General features: G+C 68.3%; 27 protein-coding genes. 1 reads left to right on the top strand and 26 read right to left on the bottom strand.

The annotated features are described in order from the left end of the window. Nucleotides 1-166: 166 nt before the first annotated feature. The 26 genes from map to ACFV2S_RS28490 form a co-directional block, all read right to left on the bottom strand. A complete protein-coding gene (gene map, locus ACFV2S_RS28365; RefSeq protein ID WP_383788375.1) occupies nucleotides 167-1,018 on the bottom strand; it encodes a type I methionyl aminopeptidase in 852 nt (283 codons plus the stop codon). 97 nt (nucleotides 1,019-1,115) lie between these two features. Then, nucleotides 1,116-1,763, bottom strand: coding sequence for an adenylate kinase (locus tag ACFV2S_RS28370; RefSeq protein ID WP_383788371.1), 648 nt, complete (start codon nucleotides 1,761-1,763; stop codon nucleotides 1,116-1,118). Further along, nucleotides 1,763-3,082 carry a preprotein translocase subunit SecY gene (secY, locus tag ACFV2S_RS28375; RefSeq protein ID WP_383788368.1) on the bottom strand — a complete coding sequence of 440 codons (1,320 nt, stop codon included), beginning with the start codon at nucleotides 3,080-3,082 and terminating at the stop codon, nucleotides 1,763-1,765. Before secY ends, ACFV2S_RS28370 begins: the two co-directional genes overlap by 1 nt. 213 nt (nucleotides 3,083-3,295) lie before the next feature. After that, the gene (gene rplO / locus ACFV2S_RS28380; RefSeq protein ID WP_030318646.1) at nucleotides 3,296-3,751 is read right to left on the bottom strand and encodes a 50S ribosomal protein L15; all 456 of its coding nucleotides are present in this window, start codon (nucleotides 3,749-3,751) and stop codon (nucleotides 3,296-3,298) included. Between the two features lies 1 nt (nucleotide 3,752). After that, a complete protein-coding gene (rpmD, locus tag ACFV2S_RS28385; protein WP_015035589.1) occupies nucleotides 3,753-3,935 on the bottom strand; it encodes a 50S ribosomal protein L30 in 183 nt (60 codons plus the stop codon). After that, nucleotides 3,935-4,537 (bottom strand): 30S ribosomal protein S5, encoded by a 603-nt coding sequence (rpsE, locus tag ACFV2S_RS28390; RefSeq protein ID WP_015035588.1) that lies wholly within the window; start codon nucleotides 4,535-4,537, stop codon nucleotides 3,935-3,937. The genes rpmD and rpsE overlap by 1 nt, the downstream gene beginning before the upstream one ends. A gap of 45 nt (nucleotides 4,538-4,582) precedes the next feature. Then, nucleotides 4,583-4,966 carry a 50S ribosomal protein L18 gene (gene rplR, locus ACFV2S_RS28395; protein WP_015035587.1) on the bottom strand — a complete coding sequence of 128 codons (384 nt, stop codon included), beginning with the start codon at nucleotides 4,964-4,966 and terminating at the stop codon, nucleotides 4,583-4,585. A 3-nt stretch (nucleotides 4,967-4,969) separates the two neighbouring features. Continuing rightward, nucleotides 4,970-5,509, bottom strand: coding sequence for a 50S ribosomal protein L6 (rplF, locus tag ACFV2S_RS28400; protein WP_073810162.1), 540 nt, complete (start codon nucleotides 5,507-5,509; stop codon nucleotides 4,970-4,972). Between the two features lie 21 nt (nucleotides 5,510-5,530). Further along, complete coding sequence (gene rpsH / locus ACFV2S_RS28405; protein ID WP_015035585.1) at nucleotides 5,531-5,929, bottom strand: 30S ribosomal protein S8; 399 nt, start codon at nucleotides 5,927-5,929, stop codon at nucleotides 5,531-5,533. Nucleotides 5,930-6,137: 208 nt separating this feature from the next. After that, nucleotides 6,138-6,323: a type Z 30S ribosomal protein S14 gene (locus tag ACFV2S_RS28410; RefSeq protein ID WP_003948630.1), complete on the bottom strand. Its 186-nt coding sequence runs from the start codon at nucleotides 6,321-6,323 to the stop codon at nucleotides 6,138-6,140. 5 nt (nucleotides 6,324-6,328) lie between these two features. Next, nucleotides 6,329-6,886: a 50S ribosomal protein L5 gene (gene rplE, locus ACFV2S_RS28415; protein WP_106975815.1), complete on the bottom strand. Its 558-nt coding sequence runs from the start codon at nucleotides 6,884-6,886 to the stop codon at nucleotides 6,329-6,331. Further along, nucleotides 6,883-7,194, bottom strand: coding sequence for a 50S ribosomal protein L24 (gene rplX / locus ACFV2S_RS28420; RefSeq protein WP_017239581.1), 312 nt, complete (start codon nucleotides 7,192-7,194; stop codon nucleotides 6,883-6,885). Before rplX ends, rplE begins: the two co-directional genes overlap by 4 nt. 2 nt (nucleotides 7,195-7,196) lie before the next feature. Next, nucleotides 7,197-7,565: a 50S ribosomal protein L14 gene (gene rplN, locus ACFV2S_RS28425; RefSeq protein WP_003956455.1), complete on the bottom strand. Its 369-nt coding sequence runs from the start codon at nucleotides 7,563-7,565 to the stop codon at nucleotides 7,197-7,199. Between the two features lie 107 nt (nucleotides 7,566-7,672). Further along, nucleotides 7,673-7,954: a 30S ribosomal protein S17 gene (gene rpsQ / locus ACFV2S_RS28430; RefSeq protein ID WP_024755411.1), complete on the bottom strand. Its 282-nt coding sequence runs from the start codon at nucleotides 7,952-7,954 to the stop codon at nucleotides 7,673-7,675. Further along, entirely contained in the window at nucleotides 7,954-8,178 is a 225-nt protein-coding gene (rpmC, locus tag ACFV2S_RS28435) for a 50S ribosomal protein L29 (protein ID WP_056552388.1), read from the bottom strand. Before rpmC ends, rpsQ begins: the two co-directional genes overlap by 1 nt. Continuing rightward, on the bottom strand, nucleotides 8,178-8,597 hold the full coding sequence (gene rplP, locus ACFV2S_RS28440) for a 50S ribosomal protein L16 (RefSeq protein WP_017239579.1): 420 nt from the start codon (nucleotides 8,595-8,597) through the stop codon (nucleotides 8,178-8,180). Before rplP ends, rpmC begins: the two co-directional genes overlap by 1 nt. Before the next feature lie 5 nt (nucleotides 8,598-8,602). Further along, nucleotides 8,603-9,451, bottom strand: a complete 849-nt coding sequence (gene rpsC, locus ACFV2S_RS28445; RefSeq protein ID WP_017239578.1) for a 30S ribosomal protein S3 — start codon at nucleotides 9,449-9,451, stop codon at nucleotides 8,603-8,605. Continuing rightward, nucleotides 9,451-9,798 carry a 50S ribosomal protein L22 gene (gene rplV / locus ACFV2S_RS28450; protein ID WP_004571827.1) on the bottom strand — a complete coding sequence of 116 codons (348 nt, stop codon included), beginning with the start codon at nucleotides 9,796-9,798 and terminating at the stop codon, nucleotides 9,451-9,453. Before rplV ends, rpsC begins: the two co-directional genes overlap by 1 nt. 42 nt (nucleotides 9,799-9,840) lie before the next feature. Beyond that, nucleotides 9,841-10,122: a 30S ribosomal protein S19 gene (rpsS, locus tag ACFV2S_RS28455; RefSeq protein WP_015035577.1), complete on the bottom strand. Its 282-nt coding sequence runs from the start codon at nucleotides 10,120-10,122 to the stop codon at nucleotides 9,841-9,843. 12 nt (nucleotides 10,123-10,134) lie between these two features. After that, nucleotides 10,135-10,971, bottom strand: a complete 837-nt coding sequence (gene rplB, locus ACFV2S_RS28460) for a 50S ribosomal protein L2 (protein WP_017239576.1) — start codon at nucleotides 10,969-10,971, stop codon at nucleotides 10,135-10,137. A gap of 40 nt (nucleotides 10,972-11,011) precedes the next feature. Further along, nucleotides 11,012-11,335 carry a 50S ribosomal protein L23 gene (gene rplW / locus ACFV2S_RS28465; RefSeq protein ID WP_024755407.1) on the bottom strand — a complete coding sequence of 108 codons (324 nt, stop codon included), beginning with the start codon at nucleotides 11,333-11,335 and terminating at the stop codon, nucleotides 11,012-11,014. After that, complete coding sequence (gene rplD / locus ACFV2S_RS28470; RefSeq protein WP_190101709.1) at nucleotides 11,335-11,985, bottom strand: 50S ribosomal protein L4; 651 nt, start codon at nucleotides 11,983-11,985, stop codon at nucleotides 11,335-11,337. The genes rplW and rplD overlap by 1 nt, the downstream gene beginning before the upstream one ends. A gap of 7 nt (nucleotides 11,986-11,992) precedes the next feature. Then, on the bottom strand, nucleotides 11,993-12,637 hold the full coding sequence (gene rplC, locus ACFV2S_RS28475) for a 50S ribosomal protein L3 (RefSeq protein ID WP_030687820.1): 645 nt from the start codon (nucleotides 12,635-12,637) through the stop codon (nucleotides 11,993-11,995). A gap of 11 nt (nucleotides 12,638-12,648) precedes the next feature. Continuing rightward, a complete protein-coding gene (gene rpsJ / locus ACFV2S_RS28480) occupies nucleotides 12,649-12,957 on the bottom strand; it encodes a 30S ribosomal protein S10 (RefSeq protein WP_003948644.1) in 309 nt (102 codons plus the stop codon). Between the two features lie 449 nt (nucleotides 12,958-13,406). Further along, a complete protein-coding gene (locus ACFV2S_RS28485) occupies nucleotides 13,407-14,648 on the bottom strand; it encodes an RNA polymerase sigma factor (protein ID WP_385564870.1) in 1,242 nt (413 codons plus the stop codon). Continuing rightward, entirely contained in the window at nucleotides 14,645-15,007 is a 363-nt protein-coding gene (locus ACFV2S_RS28490; RefSeq protein ID WP_385564873.1) for a YciI family protein, read from the bottom strand. Before ACFV2S_RS28490 ends, ACFV2S_RS28485 begins: the two co-directional genes overlap by 4 nt. Before the next feature lie 200 nt (nucleotides 15,008-15,207). On the opposite strand from ACFV2S_RS28490, the gene ACFV2S_RS28495 reads away from it, so the two are divergent. Then, nucleotides 15,208-17,181: a PIG-L family deacetylase gene (locus ACFV2S_RS28495; RefSeq protein WP_385564876.1), complete on the top strand. Its 1,974-nt coding sequence runs from the start codon at nucleotides 15,208-15,210 to the stop codon at nucleotides 17,179-17,181. Nucleotides 17,182-17,337: the final 156 nt, after the last annotated feature.

The raw sequence follows: 17,337 nt of genomic DNA on the forward strand, positions 1-17,337 counted from the left end.
TGATCGACTCTCGGCGCCGTGTGCGGACACACGGGTACACGAGAGCCGACGCATCAGTCTACGTCAGGGCCCTGGAAAAGACGAATCGGGAAGTCTGCCCACCGTAGAAGATCATTACGCGAAGGACGAATCCCGACCCCCGACGCGGCCCTCGCGGGCCCGGCGCCTACGCCAGCGGGTCCGGCGCCGCCGTCACGCCCAGCTCCGCCAGCTTCGCCTTGCCCCCGTCGACCGCGGTGAGGACCAGGGGGCCCTCCTCGGTCAGGGCGATGGAGTGCTCCCAGTGCGAGGACCAGGTGCTGTCGGTCGTGATGACCGTCCAGTCGTCCTTCAGGACCTCCGTCTGGGCGGTGCCCAGGGAGACCATCGGCTCGATCGCCAGGCAGAGGCCGGGGACCAGCTTGGGGCCCTTGCCGCGCTTGCGGGAGACGTAGTTCAGCAGGTGCGGGTCCATGTGCATCTCGGTGCCGATGCCGTGGCCGCCGTAGTCCTCGATGATCCCGTACCGGCCGAGGCTGTGGTCGCCGACCGCCGGCCGCGGCTGACGCTTGATGTACGTCTCGATCGCCTTCGAGATGTCCACCAGCCGGTTGCCGAGCTTCATGGCCGCGATGCCGGCCCACATCGACTCCTCGGTCACCCGGGAGAGCTCGACGAGCTCGGGAGCGTGCCCGGTGCCCACGAAGGCCGTGTAGGCCGCGTCACCGTGCCAGCCGTCCACGATCGCGCCGGCGTCGATGGAGATGATGTCGCCGTCCTTGAGGACGGTCTTGTCGTCGGGGATGCCGTGGACGACGACCTCGTTCACCGAGGTGCAGATCGTCGCGGGGAACCCTCCGTACCCGAGGAAGTTCGACTTCGCCCCGTGGTCGGCGATGACCTTCCGCGCGACCTCGTCCAGGTCCTTCGTCGTGGCGCCCGGCACGGCCGCCTCACGCGTCGCCGCGTGGATGGCGGCGACGACCAGGCCCGCCTCGCGCATCTTCGCGATCTGCTCGGGGGTCTTGATCTGCACCATCGTGGCCGCGGCCTTTCCATCGAGTACGGGGAACAGAACAACGATACGGCCGCGACGCCCCCGAGGGGCACCGCGGCCGTATCGAACGAACCAGGGGTTACTTCTTGAGCGCGGCCATCGCCTTGGCGGTGACCTCGTCCACCTTGCCCAGCGCCGAGATCGTCGCCACCAGGTTCTGCGCCCGGTAGTAGTCGATGATCGGCTCGGTCTCGGTGTGGTAGACCGACAGACGCTTGCGGACGGTCTCCTCCGTGTCGTCGTCGCGCTGGTACAGCTCGCCGCCGCAGACGTCGCAGACGCCCTCGGTCGCGGGAGCGTTGTACGTCACGTGGAAGACGTGCGCGGAGTCCTTGCGGCAGATGCGGCGACCCGCGATCCGCTTCACGACCTCGTCCTCGGGGACCTCAAGGTCCAGGACCGCGTCCAGCTCGATGCCGTCGGCCTTGAGGAACGCGTCCAGGGCCTCGGCCTGGGCCACGTTCCGCGGGAAGCCGTCGAGCAGGAAGCCGCCCTCGGCGTCCGCCTGGTGCATGCGGTCCTCGGCCATCCCGATCGTCACGGAGTCCGGCACGAGCTGGCCGGCCTTCATGTACGACTGCGCCTCTACACCCAACGGCGTGCCCTGCGAGATGTTGGCACGGAACAGGTCGCCCGTAGAGATGTGCGGGATGCCCAGGTTCTTGGCGAGGTACGCGGCCTGCGTGCCCTTGCCCGCACCAGGCGGTCCGACGAGGACGATTCGCATCAGCGGAGGAACCCTTCGTAATTGCGCTGCTGGAGCTGGCTCTCGATCTGCTTCACGGTCTCCAGCCCCACACCCACGATGATGAGGATGCTCGTCCCGCCGAAGGGGAAGTTGGCATTGGCGCCACCGAAGCCTGCCAACGCCATCGTCGGCACAAGAGCGATCAGACCCAAGTACAGCGAGCCCGGCCAAGTGATCCGGTTGAGCACGTAGCTCAGATACTCGGCAGTAGGTCGACCAGCCCGGATACCCGGGATGAAGCCACCATACTTCTTCATGTTGTCCGCGACTTCCTCGGGGTTGAACGAGATCGCCACGTAGAAGAAGGCGAAGAACACGATCAGGAGGAAGTACGCGGCGATGTAGTAGGGGTGGTCACCCTTGACGAAGTGGGCTTCGATCCAGGTCTTCCACCCTGCGGTGGAGTTCGAGAACTGCGCGATCAAGGCCGGGATGTAGAGCAGCGACGACGCGAAGATGACAGGAATCACACCCGCCTGGTTCACCTTCAGCGGGATGTAAGTGGACGTTCCGCCGTAGGAACGCCGGCCGATCATGCGCTTCGCGTACTGGACCGGGATGCGTCGCTGGGCCTGCTCGACGAAGACCACGAGGGCCACCATCACGAAGCCGATGAGGATGACGACGCCGAACTCGATCCAGCCCTGGGCGAGCTTGCCGCTCTTCTTGATGGCCCAGAGGGCGCCCGGGAAGCCGGCCGCGATCGAGATGAACATCAGGATCGACATGCCGTTGCCGATGCCGCGGTCCGTGATCAGCTCACCGAGCCACATGACGATGCAGGTGCCCGCGGTCATCGTGATGACCATGGTGGCGATGGTGAAGATCGACTGGTTCGGGACGACCTGGTCGGCGACGATGCAGCCGCTGAAGAGCGCACCGCTCTTGGCGGTCGCGACGAGGCCGGTGCCCTGGAGGATGGCGAGGGCCACGGTCAGGTACCGGGTGTACTGCGTGATCTTGGCAGTGCCGGACTGACCCTCCTTCTTGAGGGCTTCGAGACGCGGGATCACGACGGTCAGCAGCTGCAGGATGATGCTGGCCGTGATGTACGGCATGATGCCGAGCGCGAAGATGGTGATCTGCAGCAGCGCCCCGCCACTGAACATGTTGACCAGGCCGAAGAGGCTGTTGTTGCCCTCGCTGGCCTGCTTGACACACTGCTGGACGGCCTCGTAGCTGACGCCGGGGACCGGGATGTGGGCCCCGAGGCGGTACAGCACGATGATGGCGAGCGTGAAGAGCAGCTTCTTGCGCAGGTCGGGCGTCTTGAACGCCCGGGCGAACGCGGTGAGCACGGTGCCTCCTGCGACCCCCGCGCTATGCGTCAAGGGTGACGGTCTTGAGGTTCGACGAATAGGTATCGGTCATCAATCCCGTGCGGGCATACCGCACGGAGTCTAGACAGTGCACGCCACCTTACCGGCGAGCATGCCCCCCTAGGAACGACCAATCGGGGATGCCCCTTTTGAGAGGCATCCCCGATCGGATGTTCAAGCCATCGAGTCGTCTTAGACGAGCTCGGTGACGGTGCCGCCGGCAGCGGCGATCTTCTCCTTGGCGGAGCCGGAGACGGCGTCGACCGTCACCTGCAGCGCCACGGTGATCTCGCCGGTGCCGAGCACCTTGACGAGCTGGTTCTTGCGAACCGCACCCTTGGCGACCAGGTCGGCCACCGTGACCTCGCCACCCTGCGGGTAGAGCGCGGTGAGCTTGTCCAGGTTCACGACCTGGTACTCGGTGCGGAACGGGTTCTTGAAGCCCTTGAGCTTCGGCAGACGCATGTGGAGGGGCATCTGCCCACCCTCGAAGCGCTGCGGAACCTGGTAACGGGCCTTGGTGCCCTTGGTACCACGACCGGCCGTCTTACCCTTCGACGCCTCACCACGGCCCACACGGGTCTTCGCGGTCTTGGCACCGGGGGCGGGACGGAGGTTGTGGGCCTTCAGCGGGTTGGTCTCCGCCATGTCAGTCAACCTCCTCGACCGTCACGAGGTGGCGGACGGTGTGCACCATTCCGCGGAACTCGGGGCGGTCCTCCTTGACAACCACGTCGTTGACCTTCTTGAGGCCGAGCGAACGCAGGGTGTCGCGGTGGTTCTGCTTGCTGCCGATGTACGACTTCGTCTGCGTGACCTTGAGGCGAGCCATTACGCACCCGCCCCAGCACGCGCACGGAGCAGAGCCGCAGGGGCGACGTCCTCGAGGGGCAGACCACGGCGAGCCGCGATCTCCTCGGGACGCTGCAGGCCCTTCAGGGCCTCCACGGTCGCGTGCACGATGTTGATCGCGTTGTCGGAGCCGAGCGACTTCGACAGGATGTCGTGAACGCCGGCGCACTCCAGAACGGCGCGCACCGGGCCACCGGCGATAACACCGGTACCGGGGGAAGCCGGCTTGAGCAGGACGACGCCCGCGGCCTTCTCGCCCTGGATCGGGTGAGGGATGGTGCCCTGGATGCGGGGAACCTTGAAGAAGTTCTTCTTGGCTTCCTCGACGCCCTTGGCGATGGCCGCGGGAACTTCCTTGGCCTTGCCGTAACCGACACCTACGGTGCCGTCACCGTCACCCACCACGACGAGCGCGGTGAAGCTGAAGCGACGACCACCCTTGACAACCTTGGCGACGCGGTTGATCGCGACAACGCGCTCAACGTACGCGGTCTTCTCGGCGGCAGCGCCACCGTCGCGGCCCTTCCGGTCCCGCCGCTCGCCGCCACCGGCACCGCTTCCGCGGCGCTGGGGTCCAGCCATTGGATTACCTCTCTCTGTTACGTCCGTTAGTCCCGGAACCGGGGCTTAGAACTTCAGCCCGGCTTCGCGGGCGGCGTCAGCCAGAGCGGCAATGCGCCCGGCGTACCTGTTGCCACCACGGTCGAACACGACAGCCTCGACACCGGCGGCCTTGGCGCGCTCAGCGACAAGAGCACCGACCTGCTTGGCCTGCGCGGACTTGTCACCCTCGCCACCGCGGATCGACGCGTCCAGGTTCGACGCGGACGCAAGGGTGTGACCCTTGAGGTCGTCGATGACCTGAGCGGTGATGCCGCGGTTGGAACGCGTCACGACGAGGCGCGGACGCTCCGCCGTACCCGACACGTTCTTGCGGATGCGGATGTGGCGGCGAGCCTTGGCCGCACGCTTGTAAGCGTCGCCCTTGGCGATCTTCACACCGTATGCCATGGCTTACTTACCAGCCTTTCCGACCTTGCGGCGGATGACCTCGCCGGCGTACTTGACGCCCTTGGCCTTGTACGGGTCGGGCTTCCGCAGCTTGCGGATGTTCGCCGCGACCTCGCCGACCTTCTGCTTGTCGATGCCCTCGACCGAGAACTTGGTCGGCGACTCGACCTTGAACGAGATGCCCTCGGGCGCCTCGATCAGGATCGGGTGGCTGTAGCCGAGCTGGAACTCCAGAGCGGAGCCCTTCGCGGCCACGCGGTAACCGACACCGCTGATCTCGAGCGCCTTCACGTAACCCTGGGTCACACCGGTGATCATGTTGGCCACCAGCGTGCGGGACAGGCCGTGGAGGGCCTTGTTCTGACGCTCGTCGTTCGGACGGTTGACGTTGAGCACGCCATCCTCGCCCTTAACGATCTCGATCGGCGCGGCGACGGTGTGGCTCAGGGTGCCCTTGGAACCCTTGACCGTGACCGTGCGGCCATCGATGGTGACGTCCACGCCGGCGGGAACCTGGATAGGCAGCTTGCCAATACGCGACATTAGCTATTCCTCCGTTCCCGACTACCAGACGTAGGCGAGGACTTCCCCACCTACGCCCTTCTTGCCTGCCTGCTGGCCGGTCAGGAGACCGTGGGACGTGGAGATGATCGCCACGCCCAGGCCGCCGAGGACCTTCGGCAGGTTGGTGGACTTCGCGTAAACCCGGAGACCGGGCTTCGAGATCCGCTTGATGCCCGCGATGGAGCGCTCACGGTTCGGACCGAACTTGAGCTCGAGGACGAGGTTCTTGCCGACCTCGGCGTCCTCGACCTTCCAGCCCGTGATGAAGCCCTCCTGCTGGAGGATTTCCGCGATGTGAGACTTGATCTTGCTGTGCGGCATCGTCACGGAGTCGTGGTATGCCGAGTTCGCGTTACGCAGACGAGTCAGCATGTCCGCGATCGGATCAGTCATGGTCATGAATTGGCCTTCGGCCTCTCTCGCCGGGGTTTCCTGTATGCGCCATCCCTCTCCCCACACAGGGGCGGGACGGGTGCGGCGCGGGGACCTACGGCGTAGTAAGTCGTACGGGCGGCGGACGCCCAACCCTCCTAGCCTAAGCCATGGAGGCCTGGGCATCCGCCAACCCAGTGCTTACCGAGAGACTCCGGTCATCCCAACTAAGGGATTACCAGGAGCTCTTGGTCACGCCCGGCAGCTCGCCACGGTGAGCCATCTCACGGAGGCACACGCGGCACAGGCCGAACTTGCGGTACACGGAGTGGGGACGACCACAGCGCTGGCAGCGCGTGTAGCCGCGCACGCCGAACTTGGGCTTGCGGGCAGCCTTCGCGATGAGAGCCTTCTTCGCCATCTCGCTTACGCCTCCTTGAACGGGAAGCCGAGGTGACGCAGAAGGGCACGGCCCTCGTCGTCGTTGGTCGCCGTGGTCACCACGGTGATGTCCATACCCCGGACACGGTCGATCTTGTCCTGGTCGATCTCGTGGAACATGACCTGCTCCGTGAGACCGAAGGTGTAGTTGCCACGCCCGTCGAACTGCTTGGGGGACAGACCACGGAAGTCGCGGATGCGCGGAAGCGCGAGCGACAGGGTGCGGTCCAGGAACTCCCACATGCGGTCGCCACGGAGGGTGACGTGCGCACCGATCGGCTGGCCCTCACGCAGCTTGAACTGCGCGATGGACTTGCGAGCCTTGGTGACGGCCGGCTTCTGACCGGTGATCGTGGTGAGGTCACGGACGGCACCGTCCATGAGCTTCGAGTCACGGGCGGCGTCGCCGACACCCATGTTGACCACGATCTTCACGAGGCCGGGAACCTGCATGACGTTCTCGTACGAGAACTCCTCACGCAGCTTGCCCGCGATCTCCTCGCGGTACTTCGTCTTGAGACGCGGAGTGGTGGTAGCCATCAGATGTCCTCACCCGTCCGCTTGGCAACGCGGATCTTGTTGCCCTCGTCGTCGAAGCGGTAACCGACACGCGTGACGACCTTCTTGCCGTCCTTCTCCACGACCAGCTGGACGTTGGAGACGTGGACCGGAGCCTCGGTCGTGACGATGCCACCGGCCTGCGACGGGCCGGCCTTGGTGTGCTTCTTGACCCGGTTGACACCCTCGACGAGGACGCGGTTCTCGCTGGGGAAGGCCGTGATGACCTTGCCCTGCTTGCCCTTGTCCTTACCGGTGATGACCTGGACCAGGTCGCCCTTCTTGATCTTCATGCTTACAGCACCTCCGGCGCGAGCGAGATGATCTTCATGAACTTCTTCTCGCGCAGCTCACGGCCGACCGGGCCGAAGATACGGGTGCCACGAGGGTCGCCGTCGTTCTTGAGAATGACAGCGGCGTTCTCGTCGAAGCGGATGTACGAGCCGTCCTGGCGGCGGCGCTCCTTGACGGTGCGAACGATGACCGCCTTGACGACGTCACCCTTCTTCACGTTGCCACCGGGGATCGCGTCCTTGACGGTGGCGACGATGACGTCACCGATGCCCGCGTAGCGGCGACCCGAGCCACCGAGAACACGGATGCAAAGGATCTCCTTGGCACCAGTGTTGTCGGCGACACGCAGTCGCGACTCCTGCTGGATCACGTCTATCTCCTGATTTGTCTGCCGGTTCCCGGCGGGGTCGCGCTACGCGGAGCAGCGCAACCCCACCGAGCCTGGCGGAACTGACCCGAGGGAAACCCCTCGAGTAATTACTTGGCCTTCTCGAGGATCTCGACGACGCGCCAGTGCTTCGTCGACGACAGCTTCCGGGTCTCCATCAGGAGGACGCGGTCACCGATGCCGGCAGCGTTCTGCTCGTCGTGAGCCTTGAGCTTGTTCGTACGGCGGATGACCTTGCCGTACAGCGCGTGCTTGACGCGGTCCTCGACAGCGACGACGACGGTCTTGTCCATCTTGTCGCTGACGACCAGGCCCTCGCGGACCTTGCGAGCGTTGCGCTCGGTCTTCTCAGTCACGTTGCTCTCGCTCATCAGACGTTCTCCACCGTCTCGATGCCCAGCTCGCGCTCGCGCATCAGGGTGTAGATCCGGGCGATGTCCTTACGGACGGACTTGAGCCGACCGTGGTTCTCGAGCTGGCCCGTCGCCGCCTGGAAGCGGAGGTTGAACAGCTCTTCCTTGGCCTCGCGGAGCTTGTTGAGAAGCTCCTCGTTGCCCAGCTCGCGCAGCTCGGACGCCTTGGTACCGGCCGACATCACAGCTCACCTGCTTCGCGCTTCACGATCTTGCACTTCATCGGCAGCTTGTGGGCCGCACGGGTCAGGGCCTCGCGCGCGATCTTCTCGTTCGGGTAGGACAGTTCGAACATCACCCGACCCGGCTTGACGTTCGCGATCCACCACTCCGGAGAACCCTTACCGGAACCCATGCGGGTCTCGGCGGGCTTCTTCGTCAGCGGGCGGTCCGGGTAGATGTTGATCCAGACCTTGCCGCCACGCTTGATGTGGCGGGTCATCGCGATACGAGCCGCCTCGATCTGGCGGTTGGTCACGTACGCCGGCGTGAGGGCCTGAATGCCGTACTCGCCGAACGCAACCTGCGTACCACCCTTGCTGGCGCCGGAGCGCTTCGGGTGGTGCTGCTTGCGGTGCTTGACCCTACGGGGGATCAGCATTTCGGTCAGGCCTCCGTTCCGGTGCTCTCAGCCGGAGCGGCAGCGGCGGCGGGAGCGTCGGCCTTGGGGGCCTCGGCAGCCGGCGCGGACTGCTGCTGCGGCTTGCGGCCGCGGCCGCCACGCTCGCCACCACGGCCACCACGGCCGGCCGGGCGGTCGCCAGCGCCGGCGCCACGGGCCGGGCGGTTACCCGCACGGGCAGCGGCGTTCTCGGCGCGGACCTCGGCGATGTTCTTGACGTCGCCCTTGTAGATCCAGACCTTCACGCCGATGCGGCCGAAGGTGGTCTTGGCCTCGAAGAAGCCGTAGTCGACGTTCGCGCGGAGCGTGTGCAGGGGCACACGGCCCTCGCGGTAGAACTCCGAGCGGGACATCTCGGCGCCGCCGAGACGGCCGCCGCACTGGATCTTGATGCCCTTGGCGCCGGCCTTCATCGTGCCCTGCATGCTCTTACGCATGGCGCGACGGAAGGAGACGCGGGAGGAGAGCTGCTCGGCAACGGCCTGGGCGACCAGCTGAGCGTCCATCTCGGGGTTCTTGACCTCGAGGATGTTCAGCTGGACCTGCTTGCCCGTGAGCTTCTCGAGGTCGCCGCGGATGCGGTCGGCCTCGGCGCCACGGCGGCCGATGACGATGCCGGGACGCGCGGTGTGGATGTCCACCCGCACGCGGTCACGGGTGCGCTCGATCTCAACCTTCGAGATGCCGGCGCGCTCCATGCCGGACGTCATCATCCGACGGATGGCGACGTCTTCCTTGACGTAGTCCTTGTACAGCTTGTCGGCGTACCAGCGGGACTTGAAGTCCGTGGTGATGCCGAGCCGGAACCCATGCGGGTTAACCTTCTGGCCCATTACCGGGTTCCTTCCTTGCTGCTGACGACCACGGTGATGTGGCTGGTCCGCTTACGGATCCGGTAGGCACGGCCCTGAGCACGCGGACGGAACCGCTTCAGGGTCGGGCCCTCATCCACGTACGCCTCGCTGATGACCAGCGAAGAGGCGTCGGTGTGGTCGTAGTTGTGCGCGGCGTTGGCGATGGCGCTGTCAAGCACCTTGCCAACCGGCACGCTCGCGGCCTGCGGGGCGAAACGCAGGACCGCCTGAGCCTCCGTGGCGTCCATGCCACGGATAAGGTCCACCACGCGGCGGGCCTTCATGGGCGTGACGCGGATGTACCGCGCCTGGGCCCTGGCTTCCATGGTTGTCCTTCCAGTGTCTGTCATGGTCATTCCACCCCGCTACTAGCGGCGCTTCGACTTCCGGTCGTCCTTCACGTGACCCCGGAAGGTGCGCGTCGGCGAGAACTCGCCGAGCTTGTGGCCGACCATCGACTCGGTGACAAACACCGGAATGTGGGTCTTGCCGTTGTGCACCGCGATCGTGTGGCCGAGCATGGCCGGGATGATCATCGAGCGACGGGACCAGGTCTTGATGACGTTCTTGGTACCGGCTTCGTTCTGGGCGTCCACCTTCTTGACGAGGTGGCCGTCGACGAAGGGTCCCTTCTTGAGACTGCGCGGCATCTAAACCCGCTCCTAGCGCTTCTTGTTCGTCTTGCGGCGGCGGACGATGTACTTGCTCGAAGCCTTCTTCGGCGAGCGAGTACGACCCTCCTTCTGACCCCACGGGGAGACCGGGTGGCGACCACCGGAGGTCTTGCCCTCACCACCACCGTGCGGGTGGTCGACCGGGTTCATCGCCACACCGCGGACGGTCGGGCGAACGCCAAGCCAGCGCTTACGGCCGGCCTTGCCCCAGTTGATGTTCGACTGCTCGGCGTTGCCGACCTCGCCGATGGTGGCGCGGCAGCGGGCGTCGACGAGACGGATCTCACCGGACGGCATACGAAGGTGGGCCATCGTGCCCTCCTTCGCCAGCAGCTGCACGGAGGCACCGGCCGAGCGAGCGAACTTGGCGCCGCCACCGGGACGGAGCTCGATCGCGTGGATCGTGGTACCGACCGGGATGTTGCGGAGCGCCAGGTTGTTGCCGGGCTTGATGTCAGCGCCGGGGCCGTTCTCGACGCGGTCACCCTGCGTCAGACCCTTGGGGGCGATGATGTAGCGCTTCTCGCCGTCCAGGTAGTGGAGCAGCGCGATGCGCGCGGTGCGGTTGGGGTCGTACTCGATGTGAGCGACCTTCGCCGGCACGCCGTCCTTGTCGTGACGACGGAAGTCGATCACGCGGTAGGCGCGCTTGTGGCCGCCACCCTGGTGTCGAACCGTGATCCGACCGGTGTTGTTACGGCCGCCCTTGCTGTGCAGGGGGCGGACCAGCGACTTCTCCGGCGTGGACCGCGTGATCTCGACGAAGTCGGCTACGGAGGAGCCACGGCGGCCCGGCGTAGTCGGCTTGTACTTGCGGATTCCCATTTCTCAGTCCTCGTCCGATTCCGGACGATCCAGACCGCCGTTAGGCGGTCGGACCGCCGAAGATGTCGATACGGTTGCCCTCGGCAAGGGTCACGATGGCGCGCTTGGTGTCCTTGCGCTTACCGAAACCGGCCTTGGTGCGCTTGCGCTTGCCCTGGCGGTTGATCGTGTTGACCCCGGTGACCTTGACCGAGAAGACCGCCTCGACGGCCTGCTTGATCTGGGTCTTGTTGGAGCCAGGCGCGACGATGAACGTGTACTTGTTCTCGTCCAGCAGTGCGTAGCTCTTCTCCGAGACAACCGGCTTGACGAGAATGTCGCGCGGGTCCGAGAAGGTCTTGCTGGTGACGACGGCCTCAGTCATCAGGCGTCGCTCCCTTCGGTCTCAGCGGTCTGGGGGCCAGACACGAAGGACTCGAGGGCGGCCTGGGTGAAGACCACGTCGTCGGAGACGATCACGTCGTACGTGTTGAGCTGGCCCGGCTCCAGGATGTGCACCTGGGGCAGGTTACGAGCGGACAGCCACGCGGCCTCGTCGGAGCGCTCGACGACCAGGAGCAGGTTCTTGCGCTCCGAGATCTTGCCGAACAGCGTCTTGGCGGCCTTGGTGGAGATGTCACCCTCGACCACGCCGGTGACGACGTGGATGCGGGAGTGGTTGGCCCGGTCCGAGAGGGCACCGCGGAGGGCGGCGGCCTTCATCTTCTTCGGGGTCCGCTGCGAGTAGTCGCGCGGCTGCGGGCCGTGGACGACGCCACCACCGGCGAACTGCGGGGCGCGGGTCGAACCCTGACGGGCGCGGCCGGTGCCCTTCTGGCGGTAAGGCTTCTTGCCACCACCGCGGACTTCGCCACGGGTCTTGGTCTTGTGCGTGCCCTGACGGGCCGCGGCCAGCTGCGCGACGACGACCTGGTGGATCAGCGGGACGCTGACCTTGGCGCCGAAGATCTCCTCGGGGAGCTCGACGGTCCCGGCCTTGTCGCCAGACGGCGAAAGGATGTCAATGGTGCTCATCGGTTCCTCAAACCCCCTTGGCCGCAGTGCGGACCAGGACGAGGCCACCGTTGGGGCCGGGGACGGCGCCCTTGATGAGCAGCAGACCCTTCTCGGCGTCAACGGCGTGGACGGTCAGATTCTGGGTGGTCACACGCTCGTTGCCCATGCGACCGGCCATGCGCATGCCCTTGAAGACACGGCCCGGGGTGGCGCAGCCACCGATCGAACCGGGCTTGCGGTGCACGCGGTGGGCACCGTGCGAGGCCTTGCCACCACGGAAGTTGTGGCGCTTCATCGCACCGGCGAAGCCCTTGCCCTTGCTCTTACCGGTGACGTCGACCTTCACGCCGGCCTCGAAGACCTCGGCGGTGATCTCCTGGCCGAGCGTGTACTCGGAGGCGTCAGCGGTGCGGAGCTCCACCAGGTGGCGGCGCGGGGTGACGTCGGCCTTGGCGAAGTGGCCCTTGAGGGGCTTGTTCACCTTGCGCGGGTCGATCTCGCCGAAGGCGATCTGGACCGACTCGTAGCCGTCGACGTCGTTCGTACGCACCTGGGTCACGACATTGGGGCCGGCCTTGACGACGGTCACCGGGACGACCCGGTTGTTCTCGTCCCAGACCTGCGTCATGCCGAGCTTCTCGCCCAGGATGCCCTTGATGTTCTTAGCCATCTCGCGCGCCCTCAGAGCTTGATCTCGATGTCAACGCCCGCCGGGAGGTCGAGACGCATGAGCGAGTCAACCGTCTTCGGCGTGGGGTCGAGGATGTCGATGAGGCGCTTGTGCGTGCGCATCTCGAAGTGCTCGCGCGAGTCCTTGTACTTGTGCGGCGACTTGATGACGCAGTACACGTTCTTCTCAGTGGGCAGCGGCACCGGGCCCGCGACCGACGCACCAGTGCGGGTCACCGTCTCGACGATCTTCTTCGCCGAGGAGTCGATGACCTCGTGGTCGTAGGCCTTGAGCCGGATGCGGATCTTCTGTCCCGCCATGGCTACTAGTAGTCCTTTGTCTCGTAACGCTCTGGAACCCGGTGCGCTGTGCTTCCTGGGAAGCGCTGTTCTGCTCCGACCCACGCGGTCGGGCGTGTCGCGCTCCCTCTACGCAGAAATCCCAGAGGGATTTCCCAACCAAGGGGGCACGGTCGCCATGACCGCAGGCCGGGGGCGCAACACCCACCGGGCGCCTGGTCGGCACCCCGCTGACGCTTCCCAGAAGATTCCCGTACGTCCGCTCCTGAAAAGGAGCGACGAGTACTGTGGGACTCGCTTCCGGTCCTCCCGACGGGAGGCGCGCAGCATCGGCACTCAACCGAGCAACCCCGACAGTCTGCCATACGGGGGCTTCCCGCCGCCAATCGGGATCGAAGACTGTACCCCACGTCACGTACGGGCATGCGCCGGGGCGCATGCGCCTGTCGCGCGAGCCCCCGCCGCGGCCGTCATCCCAACCGCCGCGCCCGCTCCGTGAGATGGCGCCGCTCGGGCGCGCTGGTGGTGTGCCGCGCCGCCTCCCGGTAGGCGTCGGCCGCCCCCGCCGCGTCGCCGAGGAGTTCCAGGAGATGCGCGCGGGTCGCGAGGAGCCGGTGGTTCCGGGCGAGCAGCCGGTCCTCCGCGAGCCCGTCGAGCAGCGCGAGACCCGCCTCGGGGCCGTGGACCATCGCGACGGCCACCGCGCGGTTGAGCGTGACCATGGGGTTCGGCCCGGTGCGCTCCAGGAGCTCGTACAGGGCGAGGATCTGCGGCCAGTCCGTGGCCCGCGCCGTCCCGGCCTCGTCGTGCACGGCCGCGATCGCCGCCTGCAGCTGGTACGGGCCCACCCGCCCCCGCGGCAGGGTGCGGCTGATCAGCTCCACGCCCTCGGCGATCAGCTCGCCGTCCCAGCTCCCCCGGTCCTGCTCCGCGAGCGGTACGAGTTCCCCGCCCGGGCCCGTGCGGGCGGGCCGCCGGGCGTCGGTGAGCAGCATCAGGGCCAGCAGACCCGCCGTCTCGGTGTCGTCCGGGACCAGCCGGTGCAGCGTCCGGGCGAGCCGGATCGCCTCCGTGGACAGCTCGGGCGCGGTGAGCGCCTCGCCGCCGCTGGCCGTGTAGCCCTCGTTGAAGACGAGGTAGAGCACGTGCCGCACCTCGGCGAGCCGGGCGGTGCGGTCCGCGCCCTCCGGCGGTGCGAGGGTCAGTCCCGCGGCCTTGATGGTCTGCTTGGCCCGGCTGATCCGCTGCGCCATGGTCGCCTCGGGCACGAGGAAGGCGGCGGCGATCTGCGCCGTGGTGAGGCCGCCGACGGCGCGCAGGGTGAGCGCGATCCGGCTGGGCGGCGAGAGGTCCGGGTGGCAGCAGAGGAAGAGCAGCGACAGCGAGTCGTCCACGTCGGTGCCCGGCGCGTCGTCGGCGGCGTGCGCGAGGAGCGCCGCGTCCGGGGTGGCGAGGGCGACGGCGTCCTCGCGTCGGCGTCGCGCGGACTCGCTGCGGACCAGGTCGACGTACCTGCGGCCGGCGACGGTCAGCAGCCAGCCGCGCGCGTGGTCCGGGACCCCTTCCGCCGGCCACTGCCGGGCGGCGGCGATCAGGGCCTCCTGGACGGCGTCCTCGCAGAGGTCGAAGTCGCCGTACCGCCGCACGAGCGCGCCGAGGACCTGCGGCGCGCACGTGCGCAGCAGGTCCTCGATCCGGTGCGCGCCGGTCACACCTCCGCCGCGGACTCGTGGAGGACCGGCCACAGTTCGACGGGCTCGACGTCCGCGAAGGGCATGTCCGCGGCGATGGCCTGGGCCCGCTCCGGGCTCTCGCAGTCGAGCAGGTAGAAGCTGGCCAGGTACTCCTTGGTCTCCAGGTACGGGCCGTCGGTGACCGCGGGCGCCCCGCCCACGCGCCGGACGAGCTGGGCGGCGGCCGCGTCGGCCAGGCCGTACGCGCCGAGCAGCTCGCCGCTCTCGCGGTACCTCCGGTTGAAGGCCTCCTGCCGGGCGATCGCCTCGGGCCAGGCCTCGGCCGGGAAGGAGTCCCACTTGGCCTGGTTGCCGTAGATCATCGCGACGTACTTCATCTCGGGTGTCCTCCCCGTGCCGCGCGCCCCGCCGGCGCGCTGTCACCCTCAGGTCGGAACCAGGATCGTCCCCTCGACATCCCCGCGCACCCCGTCGGAGATCTTTTTCCGGTGATCCTCCGCGGCGGCCCCGCCCACCGCACAACCCCCTCGCTCGAACATCCGTCTTCCAGGAGACCGATTGAGCGAAGGGCCTTGTCGTGCACACTCCACCCCGCCGGCGGACGGTTCTCGCCACCGCCCTCGCGGTCACCGCGGCCGCCGCCGGGTGTTCCGTCCCGGAGCCCCGCCGCGCCGCGCCGACCGCCGATCCCGCGCCCGGCAAGCCGATCGCCTCGGCACGGGCCCGGCGGGCGCTGCTCATGCAGTTCTCCGCGCATCCGGACGACGACCTGTACTTCATGAACCCGGACACGCAACGGCTGCTCGACGCGGGCGTCCCCCTCGTCTCCGTGTACGTGACGGCCGGCGAGCACACCGGCCGCAACCGGATCGCGGGGATGCCCGAGACGCCCCCGGACCGGGCCGCCTACTCCTCCGCCCGCCACCAGGGCCTGCGCCAGTCGTACGCGGTGGCCCTCGGGCTCCCCGCGTTCACGCCCTGGCGGCGCGGGGTCCTCCCGCTCCCCGGCGGACGGCGGGCCGAGTCCGACGTCCTCACGCACGGCGGCCGCAGGATCGAGCTGGTCTTCCTCAACCTGCCGATGCACACGAACCGCCGCTACATGGCCGTCCCCGCGCTCTGGCAGGACCGGGCCCTGGAGCTGCGCACCCACCTGTCGGCCGGCTCCCCCGTCACCCGCTCCGACGCGTACGACTACGACGGTCTGGTCGACGTCCTCACCGGGCTGCTCCGCCGCCACCGGCCCACGGTCGTGCACACACTGGACCCGGACCCCGACATCCAGCTCGGCGACGAGGCCACCCGCAGGCGGGACTCCGAGCAGCCGGGCTACGCGGACCACGGGGACCACACGGCGGTCGCCTCCTTCACCTGGGCCGCGCTGTGCCGGTGGGTCTCCGACGCGGTCCGGGACGGCGAGCCGATACCGGCCTTCACCACCACCGCCTTCCGCGGCTACTACAACCGGCACTGGCCCAAGAACCTCCCGCCGCAGGTCCTGAAGGAGAAGGCGGCCCGCCTCGTCCCGTACGGCGGGGACCCGTCCTGGCGGTGCGGGAACCCCTCGGGCTGCGGCGACTACGGCGTCGGCGGCGACCGGCCGCTGACCAACCGCAAGGGCTGGGTCCGCTCCACGCACCACCGCTGGCCCGGCCCGGCCCCGGCACTCGCCACCGGGCCGGACGGCCGCCTCGCCGCCTACGGGGTGCTCGGTCTGCGCGCGGTCCGCTGGCGGGAGACCGCGCCGGGCGTCTGGGGCGAGCCGGTGGACCTGGGCGGCGGCCCGCTCGCCCCGGTCCTCGGCTCGGCGGTGCTCGGCGACGGCCGGATCCTGCTGCTCGGGGTGCGGTTCGCCGCCCTCGACGGGCACGGCGCGGCCGACCGGCGCGAGGTGGTGCTCCTGGAGCAGCGCTCCCCCGGCGGCGGCTTCCTGGCCTGGCGGGGCCTGGGCGGCCCGGAGCGCGGGGACGACCGGGGCCGCAGGATCGGCACGCCGGTGGCGCTGGCGGCCCCCGACGGCCGGGTCCACCTCTTCGTACGGAACGCGGACAAGGGCGTCTCGACGCGGGTGCGGGCGGCGGACGGGTCCTGGTCGGCGTGGCGTCCGCTCCCCGGCGGCGGGGACGTCCAGGACGGTCTCGCGGTCTCGCTCGACGCGTCCGGCCGGGTGCACCTGTACGCGGCGGGGCGGGAGTCCGTGCGGCACTGGGTCGACGGGGTCCCGCAGCGGGCCCGGCTGCCGCTCTCCGGGTCCACGGTGGCGAGCGCGGGCGGCGCGCTCTACCACCGGGCGCCCGCGACGGCCCGGCTGACCGGCCCGGAGGGCGACGCCGGTCTCGACGGCTACGGGGGCGTGGTCGCCGCCCGTTCCCCGGAGCTCGGGACCGTCCTGCTCGGCACGGACCAGCAGGGCCGGACGGCGCTCCGGGCCGGCGGCCGGCTCCGCACCCGCGGCGGGACGGCGGTGGCGACCGCGCTCCGTCTGGACGCCCGCGGGGCGACCGTGGTGGGCCTGGGCGCGGACGGGCACCCGTGGAGCTGGCGGCCGTAGCACGGCCCGGGAACGCGAGAAGGCCCCGCACCTTCCGGCCCGGGAACGCGAGAAGGGGGGGGGCGCGGGCGGCGCCGGCGGGGGGGGCGGGGGGGCTCAGCGCGAGCGGGCGCCGGAGGCGAGACGGGCTCTCACTCAGGGTGTGGAGCGCGGCGG

The sequence above is a fragment of the Streptomyces sp. NPDC059695 genome, assembly GCF_042733785.1.
Taxonomy (GTDB): Bacteria; Actinomycetota; Actinomycetes; order Streptomycetales; family Streptomycetaceae; genus Streptomyces.